Raw genomic sequence first — 18,855 nt, forward strand, 5'->3', positions numbered from 1 at the left:
CCCGGCGTGGCTTGCGCCGTCCTTTGGTTCATGAATTCGGTTTCAGATGAAAAAGCTACTCAGCCGCGCAGAACCGGGCCGACTGATGAGGTAAACGTTGTAAACGGGATATCCGGGCAAAGGTCGCTACAGAAATCAGAAAGGCACGAACCGAGCGGCCCGTGCCTTTCCAGAAAGCAAGTACGGAAGAACGCAGAAAAAATCTGTGCATTCCGTGAAATCACGCTAACTATTTGATTAGAAGCCGCCGCGGAACTTGTACGTCTGGGCTACTTTATCAATGCTCACTACGTAGGCCGCGATGCGCATCGGGATTTTATATTTCTGGCTCGTGGCATACACCTTCTCGAAGGCGTCGGACATGATGCGGTCGGCGCGCTCGGTCACCATTTCCTCGGTCCACTTGAAGCCTTGGCGGTTCTGCACCCACTCGAAGTACGACACCGTAACGCCGCCCGAGTTGGCCAGAATATCCGGCACGACCATGATGCCTTTTTCATTGATAATCGGGTCGGCCGAAGCCGAAGTCGGGCCGTTGGCACCTTCCACAATGAGCTTGGCCTTGATATCGCGGGCGTTGTGCTCGGTAATTACGTCCTCCACGGCGGCAGGCACCAGCACGTCCACGTCGCACGTCAGCAGGTCGTCGGCATCCATGGTGGTAGCCCCGCTAAAGCCTTCGAGGCGGCCGTTGTGGGCATTTTTGTAGGCAATGGCTTCATCGATGTTGATGCCGTTGTCGTTCCAGTAAGCGCCCGAGATGTCGCTCACGGCTTTAATTTTCAAGCCTTTGTCGAAGAGCAGCTTGGCGGCCCAGGAGCCCACGTTGCCAAAGCCCTGCACAGCGGCCGACACTTCGGTCGGCTTCAGGCCCAGCTTGCCCAGTGCGGCCAGGGCCGAAACCATTACGCCGCGTCCGGTAGCCTCGGTGCGGCCCAGCGAGCCGCCCATTACCAGCGGCTTACCCGTTACCACGGCAGGCGAGGTAGCGCCGACGGTTTTCGAGAACTCATCCATCAGCCAGGCCATTTCGCGGGGGCCGGTGCCCATGTCGGGGGCCGGAATGTCGCGGTCGGGGCCAAAAACGTCTTTCAGGGCCAGTGTGTAGGCGCGGGTGAGGCGCTCCAACTCGCCGGGGCTCATGGTGGTGGGGTCGCAGATGATGCCGCCCTTGGCACCGCCGTAGGGAATATCCACCACGGCGCACTTCCAGGTCATCCAGGCCGCGAGGGCCTTCACCTCGTCGAGGTGCACGTGCTTGTCGTAGCGGATGCCGCCTTTCGAGGGACCGAGGATGGTGTTGTGAATCACGCGGTAGCCTTCGAACACGCGCAGCTTGCCATCGTCCATCGTCACGGGCAGGTTCACGATGACCTGCTTATCGGGCGCTTTGAGAACGTTGTATGTTTCGTCATCGAGGCCGAGGATTTCGGCCGCGATGTTGAAACGCGACATCATGGATTCGAGCGGGTTTTCGCGGTCCATTATCGGAGCCGGCTCCTTGTACACAGTGTGAGCTGCCATTCGGGATGGGGATTTAGGGATGTGGTTTGGGTGGGAATATGGGTACGGTTTCGCGCCGCAAAGGTATTGCTTTTGGCAGGATGAAGCGGGCAAATGCCGCAAACGTTTGGGAAAACGTTAATCGCCTGTCATTGCGAGTGAAGCGCAGCGGAACGTGGCAATCTGCCCTGTATAACGTGATAAGCCCTGAGATGTGATAAAGCTCTTTTTAAACACCAGAAAGCCCCGATACAGCGAAGTAACGGGGCTTTCTGGCAAAAGAAAGTTCTGGTTTTGACAGGACGGATTGCCGCGTTGCGCTGCGCTCCACTCGCAATGACAAGCGCCCCTACCCCACCAGCAACTGCAGCAGCGCCAGCACCGGCAGCACCAGTAGAAACGCATCGAACCTATCCAGCAAGCCGCCGTGGCCGGGCATGATGCTGCCCGAGTCCTTCACCCCCACGCTGCGCTTGAGCATGGATTCGGCCAAATCGCCGAGGGGCGCGAACACTGCTACCACGCCCGCCGCCACGAGGCGGTGCGTGAGGGGCATATCGGGCAGCATGTAGCCGATGGCCCAGCCCACTACCAGCGTCATGACGAAGCCGCCGGCCCAGCCTTCCCAGGTTTTGCCGGGCGAGATTTGGGGGGCCAGTTTGTGCTTGCCGATGGCCCGGCCCACGGCGTACGCGCCGATATCGGAAGCCCAGATAAGGAAGAGGAGGGCGAAGACGCGGCGGTAGTCATAGCCTCCTGCGCCAAAAGCAAGGACAATAAGCGCCGTCATTGGCACACTGATGTAAAGCAACCCGGTAATGGCGGTGCCCACATTTGTGAAAGGCTGGCTGTATTTGGGCCAGAGAAACATTTCCCGAATCAGCAGAACTACCGTTGTTGCGGTGAGCAGCGCTCCTGGAATGGCAAACAGCGTCAGCCAGGTTTGCGACTGCCAAAAGGAAGTCGTGATGTGTTCTGCGAGTTTATTTCCTTCGGGCGAACCGTCAGTTTTGGCCAACGAAAAGATGCTGTCACCCATCAAGTAATAAGTACCAAATAAGACACTCCCGAATAGCGCTAAGCTAACTACAACCCCAATCCACGTAGCCGGCGCGTAACCGCCCGCACGCATCATGCGGTAAAACTCCCACAGCATGATGGCCTGCACGGCGGCGAAGAACAGCCCGAACGTCCAGGGGCTAAACCAGACGCTGCCCAGCAGCAGCACGGCCCCGATGACGCCCCAGATGACGCGCAGGCGCAAGTTGCTGGGACCGGCGGGTGCGGCGGTAGTTTCGGGAGAGACGGCGGGGGCAGGCGGAGGCGTAGAGTCGGGCAAAGTGGGGAGGTTTGAAAACGAATTATTAAACGTCATGCAGAGCGTAGCGAAGCATATTTACCGCGCAACGCAATCCAATCGACGGGGTTTATAATTGCAGTAAAGATGCTTCGCTGCGCTCTGCATGACGTTCTTTTTAGGCCAAAGGCTCCTCAGCCTTACGCACAGTCACGCCCTCGCTGCTGAGGGTGAGCATGGCGGTGGGCGGGGCCGGGGCCGTGAAGTGCCGGTGCAGCACATAGAGCAAGCCGGCCGAGAGCAGCGCCGACGGAATCACCAGCAGCCAGGGCAGGGCGTCGGTCGAGTCAGGGTCGAAGCCCCAGCCGAACTGGCCGCGCTGAGCCAGGTAGAGGATGAACAGTTGGAAGGCATTTTGGGTGAAGTGCGCGGTCATGCTCACCAGGATATTGCCGCTCCAGAGGTACAGATACCCCAGCACCAGCCCCAGCACGAAGCGCGGCACGAACCCAAAAAACTGAAAGTGAATGGCCGAAAAAATGGCCGCCCCCAGCCATACGCCCACATGCGGCGAAAACCAGCGCACCAGATTTTTCTGAATCACGCCCCGAAACACCAGCTCCTCGGCCACAGCCGGCACCAGTCCAATCACCAGCACGCCCAGCCAAAAGCGCTCGGGCGTGTTGAACTTGGTGAGGAACTTGGTGAGCACGGCCGCCCGGTCCTCGCTGGCCCGCGCCCACACCTCAAACTCGTGCATCTGAGCTGGGAAATGCGCCCCCGCGTTCCAGGCAATGATGGTGGACATAAACGGCAGCGTGACAATAATCAGCACCGCCACCACCAGCAGCCACCACCACGCCCCCAGTCGGCGCGGACTAAAATACTCGGCCCAGCCGTAGCCCAGCGCCGAGGCCAGCAGCACCGCCCCGCCCCCAAACGCCGACAGCAGCAGCACGCCCTGAAACATCATCAGCAGCCCCCAGCCCTGGGGCGAAGCCGCCGGATTATTCATCATGCCCAGCGCCTGGAGCATCGACACGCCGAAGCCCGCCTGCGCCCACACAAACACGATGGCGTAGCCCACGCAGGCCCCCATTATCATGGTGCCCAGCAGCAGCAGTATCTGAAGGCCAGGATGCAGGGTGCGGGGTAGGAAACCTTTCATAGCGGGGTGCAAGTTGGGAAGGGCGTAAATTTACCGTAGTTTTTAACTTAGGCTTGAATAACGACTTTATAGAACGTCATGCAGAGCGCAGCGCAGCATCTTGCCCGCAGTCACTAATTCATGACGCTTCAACGTTTGAGTTAGTGGTGGCGGGCAAGATGCTGCGCTGCGCTCTGCATGACGTTCTGTAAAATATCAACATACGATACTCCCGTGGTCAACATAGGTCCCAACATCCAGCTTCCCGATTTCCCGCTCCTGCTCGCGCCCATGGAGGACGTGAGCGACCCGCCCTTCCGCGCCGTGTGCAAGGCCCACGGGGCCGATTTGATGTACACCGAATTCATCTCCTCGGAAGGCCTGATTCGGGCGGCTGCCAAGAGCCGCAAGAAACTGGACATCTTTGATTATGAGCGGCCCATCGGCATCCAGCTCTTCGGTTCCGACGTGGAGACGATGGGCGAATGCGCAGCCATCAGCACCGAGGCGGGGCCGGATTTGATTGACATCAACTACGGCTGCCCGGTGAAGCAGGTGGCCTGCCGGGGTGCGGGCGCGGCCCTGCTCCAGGACATCCCCAAGATGGTGGCCATGACGGCTTCCGTAGTGAAGCACACCCACCTGCCCGTGACCGTGAAAACCCGCCTGGGCTGGGACGAAGGCACCAAAAACGTGGAAGAAGTGGCCGAGCGCCTGCAGGACGTGGGCATTGCCGCCCTCACCGTGCACGGCCGCACCCGCGCCCAGCTCTACAAGGGCGATGCCGACTGGCGGCTCATCGCCAAAATCAAGGACAACCCGCGCATCAAAATCCCGATTTTCGGCAACGGCGACATCACCTCCCCCGAAAAAGCACTCGAATACAAAAACCGCTACGGCGTGGATGGCGTGATGATTGGCCGGGCCAGCATCGGCTACCCCTGGATTTTCCGGGAAGTGAAGCACTACGTGGCCACCGGCCAGCTCCTGGCCCCGCCCACGCTGGAGGAGCGCGTGGCCGCCTGCCAGATGCACTTCGACCGCAGCATTGAGTGGAAAGGCCCGAAGGTGGGCGTCTTCGAGATGCGCCGCCACTACGCGCATTATTTCCGGGGCCTGGAAGGCGCGAAAACCTGGCGCACCAGCCTGGTGAATGCCGAAACGCCCGCCGACGTGCTGGAGATTTTGCAGGAAATTGCCAGCAGCAACGCTGTGCTGGTGGGCTGAGGCACTTCTGTCATCCTGAGCGTAGCGAAGGACCTTATCACGCCTGACCAGATTTGCAGCAATCATTTTTACTGCAAGCCGTTTTAGCGTGATAAGGTCCTTCGCTGCGCTCAGGATGACAGTCAATTTTACTGCCGTTCCTTTGCCCGCCCCGTATTCCCGTTCATGATTCCGATTTACAGTCAAAAAACCCGCATCAAAATTCTGATAGCCGTGCTGGCGCTGCTCATCGGGGCGGCCACGGTCATCTACACCAACCTGCTGGTGCAGCGCGTGTCGGAGCGGGAGCAGCAGCAGATTCAGCTCTACGCCAAGGCACTGGAATACATTATCAATTCGGAAGCCGAAACCAATACGTTTGTTTTCAACGAAATAATCAGCAACAACACGACTATCCCGGTCATTCTCAGCAGCGATGGCAAGGACATTACCAACGCCAAAAACATCACCATGGCGGCCCACCTCTCACCGGCCGATTCGGTGACGCTGCTCGAAAGCGAGCTGTTGCTGATGAAGAAGCAGCACCCGCCCATCATCGTGAAGTTTGGGGCGGGGCAGGTTAACTATATTTTCTACCGCGACTCGCAGCTGCTGCGGCAGCTGCGCACCTACCCGCTGGTGCAGTTGGTGGTAATTGGCTGCCTGGCCGTCATTGCGTATTTCGCGTTCAGTTCGTCGCGCCGGGCCGAGCAAAACCGCGTGTGGGTGGGCCTGGCCAAGGAAACGGCCCACCAGCTGGGCACGCCGCTCAGCAGCCTGGTGGGCTGGCAGAACTACCTACGCGACTCCGAGCGGTTCAAAAACGAGCCTATCGTGGAGGAGCTGGGCAAGGACATTCGGCGGCTGGAAATCATCACGGAGCGCTTCTCCAACATCGGCTCGGTGCCGGTGCTGAAGGACGAAAACCTGTACCTCACCACCCGCAACGCCATCGAATACCTGCAAAGCCGGGTGTCGAAGAAGGTCATTTTCAAGATTGAATCCGACCTGCCGATGGACACGCCGGCCCGCATCAACGTGCCGCTGTTCGACTGGGTCATCGAAAACATCTGTAAAAACGCCGTGGATGCCATGGAAGGGCGCGGTTCCATCACGCTGCACCTACGCCGCGTGCGTACCCGCCGCAGCTGGTACCGGCGCGGCGCCCCGCCCCGCCAAGTGGCCATCGACATCACCGACACGGGCAAGGGTATCCCCAAAAACAAGCTCGAAAGCGTATTTATGCCCGGTTTCACCACCAAAAAGCGCGGCTGGGGCCTGGGCCTGGCGCTGGCTAAGCGCATTATCGAGAACTACCACGAGGGCAAGCTTTTCGTGAAATGGAGCGAATTGGGGCGCGGCACCACCTTCCGCGTGGTGCTGAATCAGTAGTGGCCGCCTGTAGTTGCGAGGAGGTACGACGAAGCAATCCGTCCTGTCAAAACCAGATATTTTCTTCTACCAGAAAGCCCCGGCACTACTCAGTATCGGGGCTTTCCTGGCTTTAAAAAGGGCTTTTCACAGCCCAGGGCTGGTCGCTGAGAGAGAACGGATTGCCACGGCCTGCAGCCTCGCAATGACAAGCCGCCTACCGATTCGTAATCTCCACATACGCCTTGCCCGTCACGGGCTGGCCGTTGTGGGTGCCTTTCACGCGGCACATTCCCTCCCAGTAATACATGGTGAAGGCGTGGAAAAACCGTAGCGCCAGCTCCTGCTGCGGCACCAGTGGCTCCACGGTGAGGTCGTAGCCCTTGCCGGGCACCTGCACGCGCCAGGTGGCGGGGTATTTCTTTTTCGAGGTCGGGCTGGTCCAGTACGTCAGGGGCGTGAGCTGGAAATCGGGGCCGGAGAGGTGGATGCTGGGGCCGGTGGTGCCGCTGAAGGTACCGTTGTTGAGGTTCTGGCCGGTGGCGGAGTTGCGCAGGGTGTTCAGCATGAATTCCTCCTGGGGCTGGTCGAGCTGGATGCTGAGCCAGTCCCAGCCCACGTTTTTGTCCACGATGCTGGTGCAGTTCCACTGCCGGTCGTACCACAGCTCGCCGGCTACCTGACGGGTTTTGCCGGCCACTGTGAGCGTGCCGGTGGTGGCCAGGCGCGGGAAGGAATAGTAGCCGGCCATGATGCCGTTGCCGTAGTTTTCGTAGCCGGTGCCACTGTGCAGCACCACGTCGCGGGTGGGCAGGGTGGTGAGGTTGAGGGCGTAGCCGGCATTAGCCTTGCCGGTGAGGGCAGCCTGCAGGTGGTAGGCTCCCTCCTGCCCGTCAAATTTCCAGGTTTCACCGCGCTGCTGCTCGCGCAGGCGCAGCGGCAATGAGTCGGTGAGCAGCACGGGCAGCCGGCCCAGCTTGTAGTCGAAGTGGAATTTCTGGCCTTGCGGGTCGGTGAGAGCCACATTCACCATCTGCCAGTCCTGGCGGCCGTCTTTCAGGTTGAAGTGGAAGAATACGTACTCCACGCCGAAATCCTCGCCGGTGGCCTGGTCGCGCAGGTGGCCGGTGAGGTACCACCATTCCAGCGAGTTTTTGGGGTGCACGGCTTCCTCGTGGGGCAGCGCGGCGTGGGTAGCGGTGGGGTTGAAGCGGGTGGTGGGACGCGGGGCAGCACACGCCGCCAGCAGGCAAAGGAGGGCAAAACGCAAAACTTTCATACCCTCTCAGAAGGCATTTTGGGGCAGAAAGGTTTGGTGGTTAGCGGCGGCTTTTGCGAGGTCCAGGCAAGGGAACCGGGGGCTCTTCCAACCTGGCTTTTCCCTTGCGAAAGCCGCGTTCCGGAATTGAAAGCAGCCGGATGGTAAGCGGCGAAGGCGCTGAAGTCACTTTTACGCTTACTTCCACGGCCTGCCCTGCAAGCGCAAAAGGCACGCCCCCAACTCTCACTTTTATAATTCCGCTTTTTGCGGGTGCCCAATCAGCGGGAAAGGAAAAGGAAAATTCTCCCCGCTCGTTGGCAACCGTACCGTATTGTGTTTCGCCAAAATATACTCTCGCTCCGGCTACTGGCACATTCAATGAGTCATCTATCACGACCCCGCGAATGGTAATCATGGCCTTGCCAGGATTCTGCCCAACCAGCGAATGCCCGATGAGCAGCGGCTGTGGCGGCAGAGCGGCCGCCGAAACCTGCTGCCCACTCAGAAAAGCAGCTACCGCCAACAGCCACCGCCGGGGGCCACTCCACCGTTTCGGGTGGTGCAGCACCGCCACCGGGACCGCCATGAAGGCACAAACGCGCTGCCCCTTCCGCGCCGCCATAAAAGCCAGTATTTCCGCCTGACTCATGCGAGTAAAATCCACCACCTCCGTTTGGCAGCGGCCACACTGGCGGCCGTCGGCCGTGGGCATCATGGCATCCCAACTTTCGGCACAGGGCTTCGGAATGGAAATCACGGCGTTCAGCAGTTGGGGCTTAAATCATAACTGATGATGATGCAGCCGCTACTTCTGCGGCGGGGCTACGGGCGGCTCGGGCATCCGGATTTTGCCCATCACCTTGCCCCGGTTCGGCACTGATTCCAGGTGCACGGCCAGTGCGGCGGGCGCGGCCTTCAGGTTCAGCGCCACATCCTTGGGCTGAAAATCGAACGGGTTGCCTAAGAATTTCAGCGTCACGCTGCCTCCGGCGATGGGCGCCCAGTCGCGGGCCATTATCAGCTCGAAATTGCCCTTCTCGTCGGTGGTGGTGCCAAACTCCGTGTCGTTTATCATTACCCGCACGCCGGCCACGGCGGGGCCGCTGGGGCCGTCCAGCACCTGGCCACGAATGATGATTTGGCGTGCCGGGGTCATGGCCGGGTCGGTGGCCACGGTGGCGGTGGTGGGCACGGGCGGCTGCTGGGGTGGCTTGGTAGCGCACGAGGTGGCCGACTGCCAGCCCAGCAACGCGAGGCCGGCCAGCAGCCAGCGCCGCCAGCGCGTGGCCGGGGCCGTGGGAGCCAGCTGAGTGGCATTGGTCAGGGCGCACACGCGCCGGCCGCCCTGCCGGGCCATGAAAGCCATGATTTCGGCGTCGCTCATGCGGGTGAAGTCCACCACTTCGGTGGCGCAGGCGGCGCAGTGCCGGCCGGCGGCGGTGGGCGACATATTGGCCCAAGGCTGGGCACAGGGCTGCGGAATGGAGATGCTTTGGAGAGTGGCCATGCGGCTAAAGTAGCGGTTTTGGGGGAAGCAACAGGGAAACGGCTCCAATATCAGCTGCGGCGAAAGGGTCGGGTGAGCCAGTATTTGCCCCAGTAGTAGATTGCTCGCGGGTGCCAGGGAGCGGGCGGCAGTACCGGTATGTACATTTCCATTCCACCCAACACCTGAGTATCCATCTGCATTGTTATCAGCTGACTGGCGCTGTTGAAATGCACCAACCGCTCTTCCGTAACAAAACCGACACTACTGAAAACAAGTGTTAGGTCTTTATTCAGTAAGGCTTGCGGAACAGGCAGAAGAAAGCTTCCATCCGCCACGGTAGATACGCCCGTTGTAGTTCCCTTTATCAGCACCGTAACGCCCGGAATACTTTCGTGCGCCCTGGCATCGATGACAGTGCCCCGCAATACGGATGGTGCGGACGCTAATGAATCCAGGTGGGTTGAGGAGGCATATTCCATCGTGGGCGCGCCCGTAGTAATCTGCACATGCTCTGCCGTAGCAGGGTCGCGCAAGGGCTTTCCTTTTTCCTCGCCCACCGGAGCCGATGGCACCGGGCCACCCCAGTAGCGGGCACGCCATTCGGCCGGCGCTTGCGCCTGGGCCACCACACCGCTGCCTTCCCGCACGCCCCACACGGCCACGGCCGCCGCCAGCCAGGCCCGCCACCGCGCCGTTGGGGCAGCCGCAGCGGCGCGCTGCAACGGCCGCTCCAGCTGCCCCGCCGCGAAGCGCCCGCAGGTGCGGGTGCCAGCGGCTCCGGCCAGATAGGCCAGAATTTCGGCATCGGTTTTCAGGGTAAAGTCGACCACCGTGTGCTGGCAGGCGTCGCAGTGGCGGCCGGTGGCGGTAGGCATCATGGCGGCCCAGCTTTCGGAGCAGGGCTGCGGAACGGATAGGGAAACGGCGCGGCGCATGAGATATTGGCAAGGAGGTATGCCCGGAAGATGCCCGCCTGCCAAAAAATGCACACGCGGCCTCGCCCAAATTCCGTAACTTGCTCATACTCTCAACTCGGACCTTTCCACGTTCACTGCCATGCTACATTTTTTCCGCGTTGCGCCGCTGGCGCTGGTTTTGTTGCCGCTGCTGAGCCGGGCGCAGGCGGGTTCAGCAGCCGCGCTCGGGCTGGAAATTCCGGCCCCGGCCCCACCCAGTCAGGGCCATTTCCTGGCCGGGGCCTACGTGGTAGGCAACTACACGCCCCTGCCCGCCACGGCCGGCTACGCCATGCAACCCTACCTGCGCTACCAGTTGGGCAGCAGCCCCACGGGCCGGCCGCGCCCCTTCGTGCAATACAGCTTTATCCCCTACCGCCTGCAGGGCCCCGGGGCCGGCATGCTCTACAATCCCGATGCCTTCCCGACTAATTCGGGCTTTGCCCCACTGGCGCAGCGCCCTTCTCCCTTTGGCTACGGCAGCCCCAGCAACTATGGCGGGCTGGGCGCTTTTTCGGTGGGAATTCCGATGCAGATTGGGCGCGGCTCGGCGGTGCTGCACATCGGCGGCTCATTGGTCGAAAGCGCATTCATGCAGTCCTTGCATGTGAGGTAACCGGGGCCGCGCGGGCCGCAACCCGCGCCGGGGCGTTATCTTTTGCCCCTCAAACCCGCCCTCCCACCTTAGCATGAGTTCTGAAAAGTCGCTTTTCCGCCGCAAAACCATCGCGGCCATTCTGCAAAACCCACCCGCCGACCACGAAGGCCACTCCGCCCCCGGCGGCCTGGAGCGTCACCTTACCGTGCGCGACCTCACGGCTTTAGGTATCGCGGCCATCATCGGGGCCGGCATTTTCAGCACCATCGGCAAGGCCAGTCTGGACGGCGGGCCGGCGGTGTCGCTGCTGTTTGTTTTTACGGCCATTGCCTGCGCGTTTTCGGCGCTGTGCTACGCGCAGTTCGCGGCCACCATTCCAGTTAGCGGCTCGGCTTACACTTACGCTTACGCCTCGTTTGGCGAGCTGGCGGCCTGGATTATTGGCTGGGCATTGATAATGGAATACGCGGTGGGCAACATCGTGGTGGCCATTTCGTGGTCCGATTACTTCACCGGGCTCATGGACGGCATCGGGCTGCACATTCCGCTCTGGCTCACGATGGGCACGCAAACTGGTCATGCGGGCTACGAGGCCGTGCAGACGCTGGTGCAATCAGGCAAGACCCTGGCCGAGGCCACGGCCGCCGTATCGCCGGCCCAGCTCGATGGCTACAAGGCCTGGATGCAGGCCCCGGCCCTCTCCGACAGCCTGCATCTGGTGGTTGACCTGCCCGCTTTCCTCATCACCGTGGCCATCACGGCGCTGGTTTACATCGGCATCAAGGAAAGCAAAAACGCCTCCAACCTACTGGTGTTGTTGAAGTTGATAATCGTCTTCATCGTAATTGTAGTGGGCGCGTTCTACGTGCAGCCGGCCAACTGGCACCCCTTCGCCCCCAACGGCGTGGGCGGTGTGCTGAAGGGCGTATCGGCGGTGTTTTTCGCCTACATCGGCTTCGATGCCATTTCGACCACGGCCGAGGAATGCAAGAACCCGCAGCGCGATTTGCCCAAGGCCATGATGTACGCCCTCATCATTTGCACGGTGCTGTATGTGATTATCACGCTGGTGCTTACGGGCATGGTTTCTTATAAAGAATTGGGCGTGGGCGACCCGCTTTCCTTCGTATTTGCCAAGGTGGGCTTGTCGCGTCTGTCCGGCTTGGTGGCCGTGAGCGCGGTGTTTGCTATGGCCTCGGTGCTGCTGGTGTTTCAGCTGGGCCAGCCGCGCATCTGGCTGACCATGAGCCGTGATGGGCTGCTACCCACCGTGTTTTCCAAGATTCATCCGCGCTTTCACACGCCTTCATTCGCTACCATCGTCACGGGCTTTTTTGTGGCGGTGCCGGCGCTTATTCTGAACATGGATTTGGTGGTTGACCTTACCAGCATCGGCACGCTGTTCGCGTTTGCGCTGGTGTGCGGCGGCATCCTCATCATCGACCCTTACGGCCGCTCGGAGGCCCGTTTCAAGGTGCCCTACATCAACGGGCAGTGGCTGGTGCCGCTCATCCTGGCCATCGGAGCCTTCCTGATTGTGCGCTACAACGCGGTCAGCAACCACGAGTTTATGCTCGATATCACCGGTCAGCGCGGCTGGATTGCCCACGATGCGCTGAGCGGCAAGGTCACGGCCGGCTTCGCCCACCAGATTCCGACGCTGGTGTTTTTCCTGTTCTGCATCGGCCTGTCGGTGCTCTCGTTCCGGAAGAAACTCTCGCTGCTGCCCACCCTGGGCCTGCTCATCAATCTGTATCTGATGACCGAGTTGGGCATCAGCAACTGGACGCTGTTTTTCGTGTGGCTGCTCATTGGCCTGGCCGTGTATTTCGGCTACGGCTACAAAAACTCGAAGCTGAACCGGATGGTGGCATAGCTGTTTGCCAACGGGTCAGCGCTTTCCTTCGGCTCACCCTTTCTGCAAACCCGCTATGCTCCCGCCCGTCGAACTATTTCAGCACCTGCTCGAAGGCAGCCCGCTCACCACATTTGTGTACAGCGTGACGGCCCGCCGCCTGCTCTACGTGAGCGCGGCCTACGAGCAGCTGTTTCCCGGGGCCCGGTGCGCGGACACGGATGCCGACCTGCCCCGCCTGCTGAGCTACCTGCCGCCCGATGACCAGGTCTACGCCCTGCATTGCCTGGGCCAGCTGGCGGCCGGCGAGCTCTGCGACGACCTGCTGCTGCGCGTGCAGCCCCACCCCGAGGTGCCCCTGCGCTGGCTCTCGGTGCAGGCCTGGCCCGCCGTGGGCAGCGACGGCCAGCGCCTGCTCTGCGGCACGGTGCAGGATGTGACGCTGGAGCAGGAGTACCTGCGCAACGCCGACAAGTACATGGCCAAGAAGAACACCACGCTCGAAATCCTGTCGCACGACCTGGCCGGGCCGTTCACCATGCTCCAGCAGCTGGCCACCGTGCTCGACGAGCGTACCCAGGCCCTCGACGACCCGCTGGTGCGCAAGCTCCTCCGCGTGATGGAGGCCACCTGCCGCGACAGCGTGAACCTCATCCGCGACTTCGTGGACGGCGAGTTTATGGACTCGGCCAACGTGGACTACAAGGCCATTCGGGTGGATTTGGTGCAGAATATCCGCCAGGTGGTGGACACTTACCAGCAGGGCGAGCACCTCGTGGCCAAGCACTTCGCCTTCCAGACTTCGCAGCCCACGATGTACGTGGAAATCGACAACAACAAGTTTCTCCAGGTAATTAACAACCTGATGTCCAACGCCATCAAGTTCACCGGCGAGGGCGGCCACATCGCCGTGGGCCTCACCCAGCACCCCGACCATGTGCTGGTGACCGTGGCCGACGACGGCATCGGCATTCCGGCCCACCTGCTGCCGGTGTTGTTCGACCGTTTCACCCCCGCCCGCCGCCCCGGCCTGCGCGGCGAAAAAACCACCGGCCTGGGCATGCACATCATCGAAACCATCGTGCGGCTTCACCACGGCCGCATCTGGGTCGAGAGCGAAGAGAACGTGGGCACGACGTTTTACATCAAGCTGCCGGCCACGGTGGTGGCGGGCTGATATTGGGCAATTCCGTGGTCCAAACCTCCTTCCTCACCTTCCGCCTGCACGGCACCATCCCCGCCGCCACCGGCCGCGAGCTGGCCTCCGAGCTGCGCCAGGCCCGCGAATCCGGCACTGACCACCGCCGCAGCCAGAAGCAGTTTTTTGCCAAATTCGATGCCGTGCTGGACCGGGCTCCCATCGGCGCGGCCTACTTCGAAAACGAGAAGATGGCCGAAGTCCTCGCCGGCGAAATCATGATGCTGGAGGAAACAGGCTTCATCGTCCACGGCTTCGCCATTCTGCCCAACCACGCGCATATCGTGGTGCATTTGCCTGAGCGTAGCAACCTTTCCTTCGCCAAAGCCATCGACCTGCTGCACCTGCGCACCGGCACCGCCTGCCGCCGCCTAGTGCGCCCCAAACTCCCACCCGAAGCCGAATTCTGGCAGGTGGGCTGGTTTGAATACGAAGTGCAGGACGAAGCCGAGCTCACCCGCCTACTAGCCTACGTGCGCGGCAATGCCCGGCAGGCCGGCTTGCCCGCCCGCTTCCAGGCATGGCCGTATGTGAATGATTGAGTTGGTGTAAGTCCGGTTCCAGCTGGCGAGCGACTGTCATCCTGAGCGCAGCGAAGGACCTTATCACCGAAGAACAGCTTGCAGTAAATCCAAATGGAGCAAGCGTGATAAGGTCCTTCGCAAGCTCAGGATGACAGTCACATTTTCCAAACAGCCTCAATCCTCCCCGCCCGCCAGCGCGTACCTCCCGCCACTTATGCGCCTGCTGTTTCTCCTGTTTCTATCGTTGCTGCCCCGGCTGCTGTCAGCGGCTCCCACGCCAGCCGATACGCTGCATCCCCTCAGCCCGGCGCGACTGCTGCGCTACACCTACGCCAACGACCTGTTTTTTCGCACCGACTACTACTTCACGCAGGGCATGACGCTCACGCTGGTACACCCGATGCTGGCGCGGCTGCCGGTACGCCACCTGCTGACGGCCGGCCCGCGCGGCAGCACACAGCAGCACGGCCTCACGCTGCGCTACGATGGATTTACGCCCCTGCGCATCCAGGATGCATTTATTCGGGTGGGCGACCGGCCGTATGCGGCGTATTTGTACGCCTCTTTTTTTCGAATCAGCAACCAGCCGGCCCGCCGCCAGCGCCTGACCACGGCGCTGGAAATCGGCTTTATCGGCCCGGCCGCCGGCGGCAAGGAGCTGCAAACCGCCATCCACCGCGTCACGGGCAACGCTGAGCCGCGCGGCTGGGACTACCAGATTAGCAACGCCCTCATCATCGGCTACCGCGTGGCGTTTGAGAAACAACTAGCCGCCAGCCGGCACATTGAGTTGCTGGGCAATGCCGAAGCTTCATTGGGCACGCTGTACACTTATGCCGGCACCGGACTACGGCTACGGGTGGGAAAGTTCAGGCCCTATTTCGCCAATCTGAGCGTGGCATGTCCAAGTCATAGCGCCGAGCCGCAACCCTGGCAACTCTACGGCGAAGCCGCGCTGAAAGGTCACCTCGTCGGTTACGATGCTACCTTACAAGGCAGTCCTTTCACTAACCGCGACCCATACACACTGCCCGCAGATGCTGTACGCCGGGCCGTTTTGCGCAGCTCCGGCGGCATGGTACTGGCTCATAGCGGGCTGAGCTTTGCCGCCACGGCTACTTGGGTTTCGCCGGAATTCGCGGGGGGCCGCTCGCACCGCTGGGGGCAGCTGGGCGTGACGGTGGCCTTTTAAAGAATCGTACGCGCCGGTCCGACCGCCCCAGGCGGTCCGACCGGTTGTCGTTGTTTAGCAGAACGTGCTTCCTGCAACCGGTCAGACCGCCTGGGGCGGTCGGACCAGCGTCTCTACTTGGCCCGGTGAATAATCAGCACACCCACCAGAATCACCACCATGCCGGCGAAGTGCCACAGGTTAAACGCCTCGCCATCCAGCGCGCCCCAGGCCAGGGCCACGATGGGAATCAGGTAAGTACTCGACGAGGCAAACAGCGCCGTAGACTGCTGAATCAACCTATTAAACAACACCATGGCCACGGCCGTACTCATCGTGGCCAGCAGCGCGATGTAGCCAAACGCCGCCCACGCCCCCGGCACGGTAGCCAGCTTATGCAAAAACTCCGTGCCCAGCAGCAAGTACGCCAGCGCCGGCCCGCCGATAAGTAGCAGCAGCACCGACGTCACCGCCACCGGCGTCATGCCGCCCAGCTTGTGCTTGATAACGTTTACGCTCAGGCCGTAGCCCATGGTCGCAATCAGGATATAGATGCCGTACCAGGCGTTGCCCTCGCCGGCGGGCGTGGCATCGCCGCCGCTGCCACCCAGCTGCAACATCACCACCGTGCCCACCAGCCCGAGCGTGATGCCCAGCACCCGCAAGCCCGTCAGCCGCTGCCGAAACAGCAGCGCCCCCACCAGCAGTGTGAACACCACCGTGAGAGCATTGAGCACGCCCGCCAGCCCCGAGGCCAGCCGGGTTTCAGCATACGCAAACAGAAACGCCGGAATCAGCGTCCCCACCACCCCACTAAGGGCCAGCCACTTGAACCGACTGCGCTCCACCCGCCCCACATGGCGCAGGGCAAAGGGCAGCAGCAGCAGCGCCGCCACGCTCACGCGGGTAGCGCCCAGCTCCATAGCCGAAAACACCACCAACCCCTTCTTCATCAGGATAAACGACGTGCCCCAGATGGAGGCCAAAATGAGCAGCAGCATCCACGCCACGGGCGAGGTAACGGCCGGCGCGGGATTGGCCAGCGCTTCGGTCGCTTCGAGGGAAGCCGTTTCGTCGGCCGCGCCCGGCAGGGTGGTTTCGGGCGCGGTCGTGGCGGCCGATGAAGCAACCCTGGCGGGCATCAGCACGAGTGAGGAATGAGCAGCGGGTGGGAGTTTGGGCGACATGCGGCAAAGGTACAAGCCCCCCGCACGGCGGCCGGCGGGCTTGGTTCTGGCTGCCGCCCCCCGATTCCGGGCTGACTTTCGTCATTTCATCCAACACTACCTAGCCTGATTGTCTCTGAGGGCCTGCAGATGCCTGATATTCGTCAACTTTCCCCTCGAACCCTACTTATGCCCGGGCTGTTGTGATATCCTACCGAAATCCTGCCGTAATTTTGTAGTCCGATTTCGTGTCGATTCCGTCTATGTCGCATCCGTTCAAGGCCGTTAGCCTCTCCTTCAAGAAAGCCCCGCTTGCCATCCGCGAGCTGCTTTCGCTGGACGAGGCCGCCTGCCGCCGCTTCCTGAATACGCTGCACAATGAGCTGGGCCTTAATGACCTGCTCGTGCTGAGCACCTGCAACCGCACCGAGGTGTACTACGCCGCCGAGGACGACCGCAGCCGCGAAATCATCCTCGCCCTGGGCCACCTGAAAGACCGCGCCGACATCGGCCAGTTCCTGCCCTACTTTGACCTGCTGCCCGACGCCGACGCGGCCGTGCAGCACCTCTTCGAAGTGGCCATGGGCCTTGATGCTCAGGTAGTAGGCGACCTGCAAATCAGCAACCAGGTGAAAATGGCCTACCAGTGGGCCGCCGATGCTGACGCCGCCGGCCCTTTCCTGCACCGCTTGCTGCACACCGTTTTCTTCACCAACAAGCGTGTGCAAACTGAAACCAGCTTCCGCGACGGGGCTGCCTCAGTAAGCTACGCCGCCCTGGAACTGGTGGAAGAGCTAACCGCCGACGTGGCCAATCCCAAAGTGTTGGTAGTTGGCTTAGGCGAAATCGGAGCCGATGTATGCCGCCACCTGGCCGCCAGCAAGGCCTTCGGCGAAGTCACCCTCTGCAACCGCACCCGCGCCAAGGCCGAAGAGCTGGCCGCCGAGTGCAACATGCGCATCGTAGAGTTTGAAGACCTCGTGCCCGCGCTGAAAGAAGCCGACGTGGTGATTTCCTCGATAAACCGCGCCGAGCCGTTCTTCACCAAAGAGCTGGCCGAGAACCTCGACGTTCTCAGCTTCAAGTTCCTGATTGACCTGAGCGTACCGCGCAGTATTGCCGCCGATGTGGAGCAGGTACCGGGTGTGCTGGTCTACAACATCGATGCCATTCAGAGCAAGGCCTCGGCCGCGCTGCAAACCCGCCTCGAAGCCGTGCCGCAGGTGCGGGCCATCATCGCCGAAAGCATTGCCGGCCTCAACGACTGGGCCAAGGAAATGATGGTTTCGCCCCTCATCCAGAAGATGAAGGCCAACCTCGAAACCCTCCGTCAGGAGGAACTCGACCGCTATCAGAAAAAAGCCACCCCCGCCGAAAGCAAGCTCCTCGACGAAGCCACCCGCTCGCTGATGCAGAAGATTCTCAAGCAGCACGTGCTGCACCTGAAATCTGCCTGCAAGCGCGATGAGGCCGATAAACTGGTAGCCATGCTGGGCGAGATGTTCGATTTGGAGAAGACGGGCGAAGCCGTTTAACCTTTATTAGCTACAGCACAGAAGCCATCTCATTTACTGAGACTTTAAAAAAGCCCGCCAAATGGCGGGCTTTTTATTTTTCGCCGATGCTTTCTTTGATAGATATCGAGGATGCACACATGATATTTCCTCCTTATTCTCATAGCATTTCAACACTCAGCTCACAGCCAACAACTGAAAGTTATCCACATAATCAGACAATCGTTGCCTACACAAACCTTAAACGCTATTTCACAAAAATATGATAATCAATTTATTAATTATCAATGTTCGAATCCATTTAGGACTAGAGCAGTCCGTTAGCGTTAGGAACCGGCTGTTTGCCCTACGTACTTTTACACAGCACGGTTAATCCACCTCACCTCGGCGGTCTTTGAGAAAAGACAAAGCCCCGGCCGGTGGAACGGTCGGGGCTTAAAAGAAGAAGGTGGTTGAGCACCTAATTCTCCCTGAAGATGAGAAACAAGCGTGTAAAACCGGGAGCCAAGTTTCGACTTGACTTCCAGCTGTCCGACGAGCTAGTGAAGTGGCTTGTCGGACTTGCAGTAGGCAGTGGCGCCCTTTCGGCGGCCATTCAC

Annotated in this window: 16 protein-coding genes; 8 read left to right on the forward strand and 8 right to left on the reverse strand. The window is 60.9% G+C overall.

The window, feature by feature from the left end:
- Positions 1-237 precede the first annotated feature (237 nt).
- The 3 genes from ACYU70_RS15115 to ACYU70_RS15125 all read right to left on the reverse strand — a co-directional run bounded on the left by ACYU70_RS15115 (position 238) and on the right by ACYU70_RS15125 (position 3,968).
- Complete coding sequence (locus ACYU70_RS15115) at positions 238-1,524, reverse strand: Glu/Leu/Phe/Val family dehydrogenase (protein WP_342297645.1); 1,287 nt, start codon at positions 1,522-1,524, stop codon at positions 238-240.
- Positions 1,525-1,852: 328 nt separating this feature from the next.
- A complete protein-coding gene (locus tag ACYU70_RS15120; RefSeq protein WP_342297646.1) occupies positions 1,853-2,842 on the reverse strand; it encodes a phosphatidate cytidylyltransferase in 990 nt (329 codons plus the stop codon).
- A 136-nt stretch (positions 2,843-2,978) separates the two neighbouring features.
- Positions 2,979-3,968 (reverse strand): CPBP family intramembrane glutamic endopeptidase, encoded by a 990-nt coding sequence (locus tag ACYU70_RS15125; protein ID WP_342297647.1) that lies wholly within the window; start codon positions 3,966-3,968, stop codon positions 2,979-2,981.
- Positions 3,969-4,181: 213 nt separating this feature from the next.
- Here ACYU70_RS15125 and dusB point away from each other — a divergent pair, with 213 nt between their 5' ends.
- Positions 4,182-5,174, forward strand: coding sequence for a tRNA dihydrouridine synthase DusB (dusB, locus tag ACYU70_RS15130; RefSeq protein WP_342297648.1), 993 nt, complete (start codon positions 4,182-4,184; stop codon positions 5,172-5,174).
- A 165-nt stretch (positions 5,175-5,339) separates the two neighbouring features.
- Complete coding sequence (locus tag ACYU70_RS15135) at positions 5,340-6,545, forward strand: ATP-binding protein (RefSeq protein WP_342297650.1); 1,206 nt, start codon at positions 5,340-5,342, stop codon at positions 6,543-6,545.
- Between the two features lie 196 nt (positions 6,546-6,741).
- Here the strand turns inward: ACYU70_RS15135 and ACYU70_RS15140 are convergent, their stop codons facing one another.
- From ACYU70_RS15140 to ACYU70_RS15155, 4 genes are read right to left on the reverse strand one after another with little or no spacing between them, the layout of a single operon-like run.
- Positions 6,742-7,803 carry a lipocalin family protein gene (locus ACYU70_RS15140; protein ID WP_342297651.1) on the reverse strand — a complete coding sequence of 354 codons (1,062 nt, stop codon included), beginning with the start codon at positions 7,801-7,803 and terminating at the stop codon, positions 6,742-6,744.
- A 40-nt stretch (positions 7,804-7,843) separates the two neighbouring features.
- On the reverse strand, positions 7,844-8,542 hold the full coding sequence (locus ACYU70_RS15145; RefSeq protein ID WP_342297653.1) for a peptidase associated/transthyretin-like domain-containing protein: 699 nt from the start codon (positions 8,540-8,542) through the stop codon (positions 7,844-7,846).
- Between the two features lie 48 nt (positions 8,543-8,590).
- Positions 8,591-9,292 carry a carboxypeptidase-like regulatory domain-containing protein gene (locus ACYU70_RS15150; RefSeq protein WP_342297655.1) on the reverse strand — a complete coding sequence of 234 codons (702 nt, stop codon included), beginning with the start codon at positions 9,290-9,292 and terminating at the stop codon, positions 8,591-8,593.
- A gap of 50 nt (positions 9,293-9,342) precedes the next feature.
- On the reverse strand, positions 9,343-10,209 hold the full coding sequence (locus ACYU70_RS15155) for a carboxypeptidase-like regulatory domain-containing protein (protein WP_342297657.1): 867 nt from the start codon (positions 10,207-10,209) through the stop codon (positions 9,343-9,345).
- Positions 10,210-10,330: 121 nt separating this feature from the next.
- Between ACYU70_RS15155 and ACYU70_RS15160 the strand changes: the two genes are divergently transcribed.
- The 5 genes from ACYU70_RS15160 to ACYU70_RS15180 all read left to right on the forward strand — a co-directional run bounded on the left by ACYU70_RS15160 (position 10,331) and on the right by ACYU70_RS15180 (position 15,597).
- Entirely contained in the window at positions 10,331-10,846 is a 516-nt protein-coding gene (locus tag ACYU70_RS15160; RefSeq protein ID WP_342297658.1) for a hypothetical protein, read from the forward strand.
- Positions 10,847-10,919: 73 nt separating this feature from the next.
- On the forward strand, positions 10,920-12,704 hold the full coding sequence (locus ACYU70_RS15165; protein WP_342297660.1) for an amino acid permease: 1,785 nt from the start codon (positions 10,920-10,922) through the stop codon (positions 12,702-12,704).
- Positions 12,705-12,759: 55 nt separating this feature from the next.
- Complete coding sequence (locus ACYU70_RS15170; RefSeq protein WP_342297662.1) at positions 12,760-13,860, forward strand: sensor histidine kinase; 1,101 nt, start codon at positions 12,760-12,762, stop codon at positions 13,858-13,860.
- A gap of 14 nt (positions 13,861-13,874) precedes the next feature.
- Positions 13,875-14,423, forward strand: coding sequence for a hypothetical protein (locus tag ACYU70_RS15175; RefSeq protein WP_342297664.1), 549 nt, complete (start codon positions 13,875-13,877; stop codon positions 14,421-14,423).
- Between the two features lie 196 nt (positions 14,424-14,619).
- Entirely contained in the window at positions 14,620-15,597 is a 978-nt protein-coding gene (locus ACYU70_RS15180; RefSeq protein WP_342297666.1) for a lipid A deacylase LpxR family protein, read from the forward strand.
- A 113-nt stretch (positions 15,598-15,710) separates the two neighbouring features.
- On the opposite strand, the gene ACYU70_RS15185 is transcribed toward ACYU70_RS15180, so the two are convergent.
- Positions 15,711-16,763 (reverse strand): DMT family transporter, encoded by a 1,053-nt coding sequence (locus ACYU70_RS15185; protein WP_342297667.1) that lies wholly within the window; start codon positions 16,761-16,763, stop codon positions 15,711-15,713.
- Between the two features lie 242 nt (positions 16,764-17,005).
- On the opposite strand from ACYU70_RS15185, the gene hemA reads away from it, so the two are divergent.
- Entirely contained in the window at positions 17,006-18,277 is a 1,272-nt protein-coding gene (gene hemA, locus ACYU70_RS15190) for a glutamyl-tRNA reductase (RefSeq protein WP_342297697.1), read from the forward strand.
- The last annotated feature ends 578 nt before the right edge of the window (positions 18,278-18,855 follow it).

The sequence above is a fragment of the Hymenobacter segetis genome (genome assembly GCF_054776495.1).

What these genes read in the sequence shown, in the direction of transcription:
- ACYU70_RS15115 (WP_342297645.1), bottom strand. Translation starts at nt 1,524, where the DNA reads ATGGCAGCTCACACTGTGTACAAGGAGCCGGCTCCGATAATGGACCGC.
- ACYU70_RS15125 (WP_342297647.1), bottom strand. Translation starts at nt 3,968, where the DNA reads ATGAAAGGTTTCCTACCCCGCACCCTGCATCCTGGCCTTCAGATACTG.
- ACYU70_RS15135 (WP_342297650.1), top strand. Translation starts at nt 5,340, where the DNA reads ATGATTCCGATTTACAGTCAAAAAACCCGCATCAAAATTCTGATAGCC.
- ACYU70_RS15140 (WP_342297651.1), bottom strand. Translation starts at nt 7,803, where the DNA reads ATGAAAGTTTTGCGTTTTGCCCTCCTTTGCCTGCTGGCGGCGTGTGCT.
- ACYU70_RS15150 (WP_342297655.1), bottom strand. Translation starts at nt 9,292, where the DNA reads ATGGCCACTCTCCAAAGCATCTCCATTCCGCAGCCCTGTGCCCAGCCT.
- ACYU70_RS15155 (WP_342297657.1), bottom strand. Translation starts at nt 10,209, where the DNA reads ATGCGCCGCGCCGTTTCCCTATCCGTTCCGCAGCCCTGCTCCGAAAGC.
- ACYU70_RS15160 (WP_342297658.1), top strand. Translation starts at nt 10,331, where the DNA reads ATGCTACATTTTTTCCGCGTTGCGCCGCTGGCGCTGGTTTTGTTGCCG.
- ACYU70_RS15165 (WP_342297660.1), top strand. Translation starts at nt 10,920, where the DNA reads ATGAGTTCTGAAAAGTCGCTTTTCCGCCGCAAAACCATCGCGGCCATT.
- ACYU70_RS15170 (WP_342297662.1), top strand. Translation starts at nt 12,760, where the DNA reads ATGCTCCCGCCCGTCGAACTATTTCAGCACCTGCTCGAAGGCAGCCCG.
- ACYU70_RS15180 (WP_342297666.1), top strand. Translation starts at nt 14,620, where the DNA reads ATGCGCCTGCTGTTTCTCCTGTTTCTATCGTTGCTGCCCCGGCTGCTG.
- ACYU70_RS15185 (WP_342297667.1), bottom strand. Translation starts at nt 16,763, where the DNA reads ATGTCGCCCAAACTCCCACCCGCTGCTCATTCCTCACTCGTGCTGATG.
- hemA (WP_342297697.1), top strand. Translation starts at nt 17,006, where the DNA reads ATGTCGCATCCGTTCAAGGCCGTTAGCCTCTCCTTCAAGAAAGCCCCG.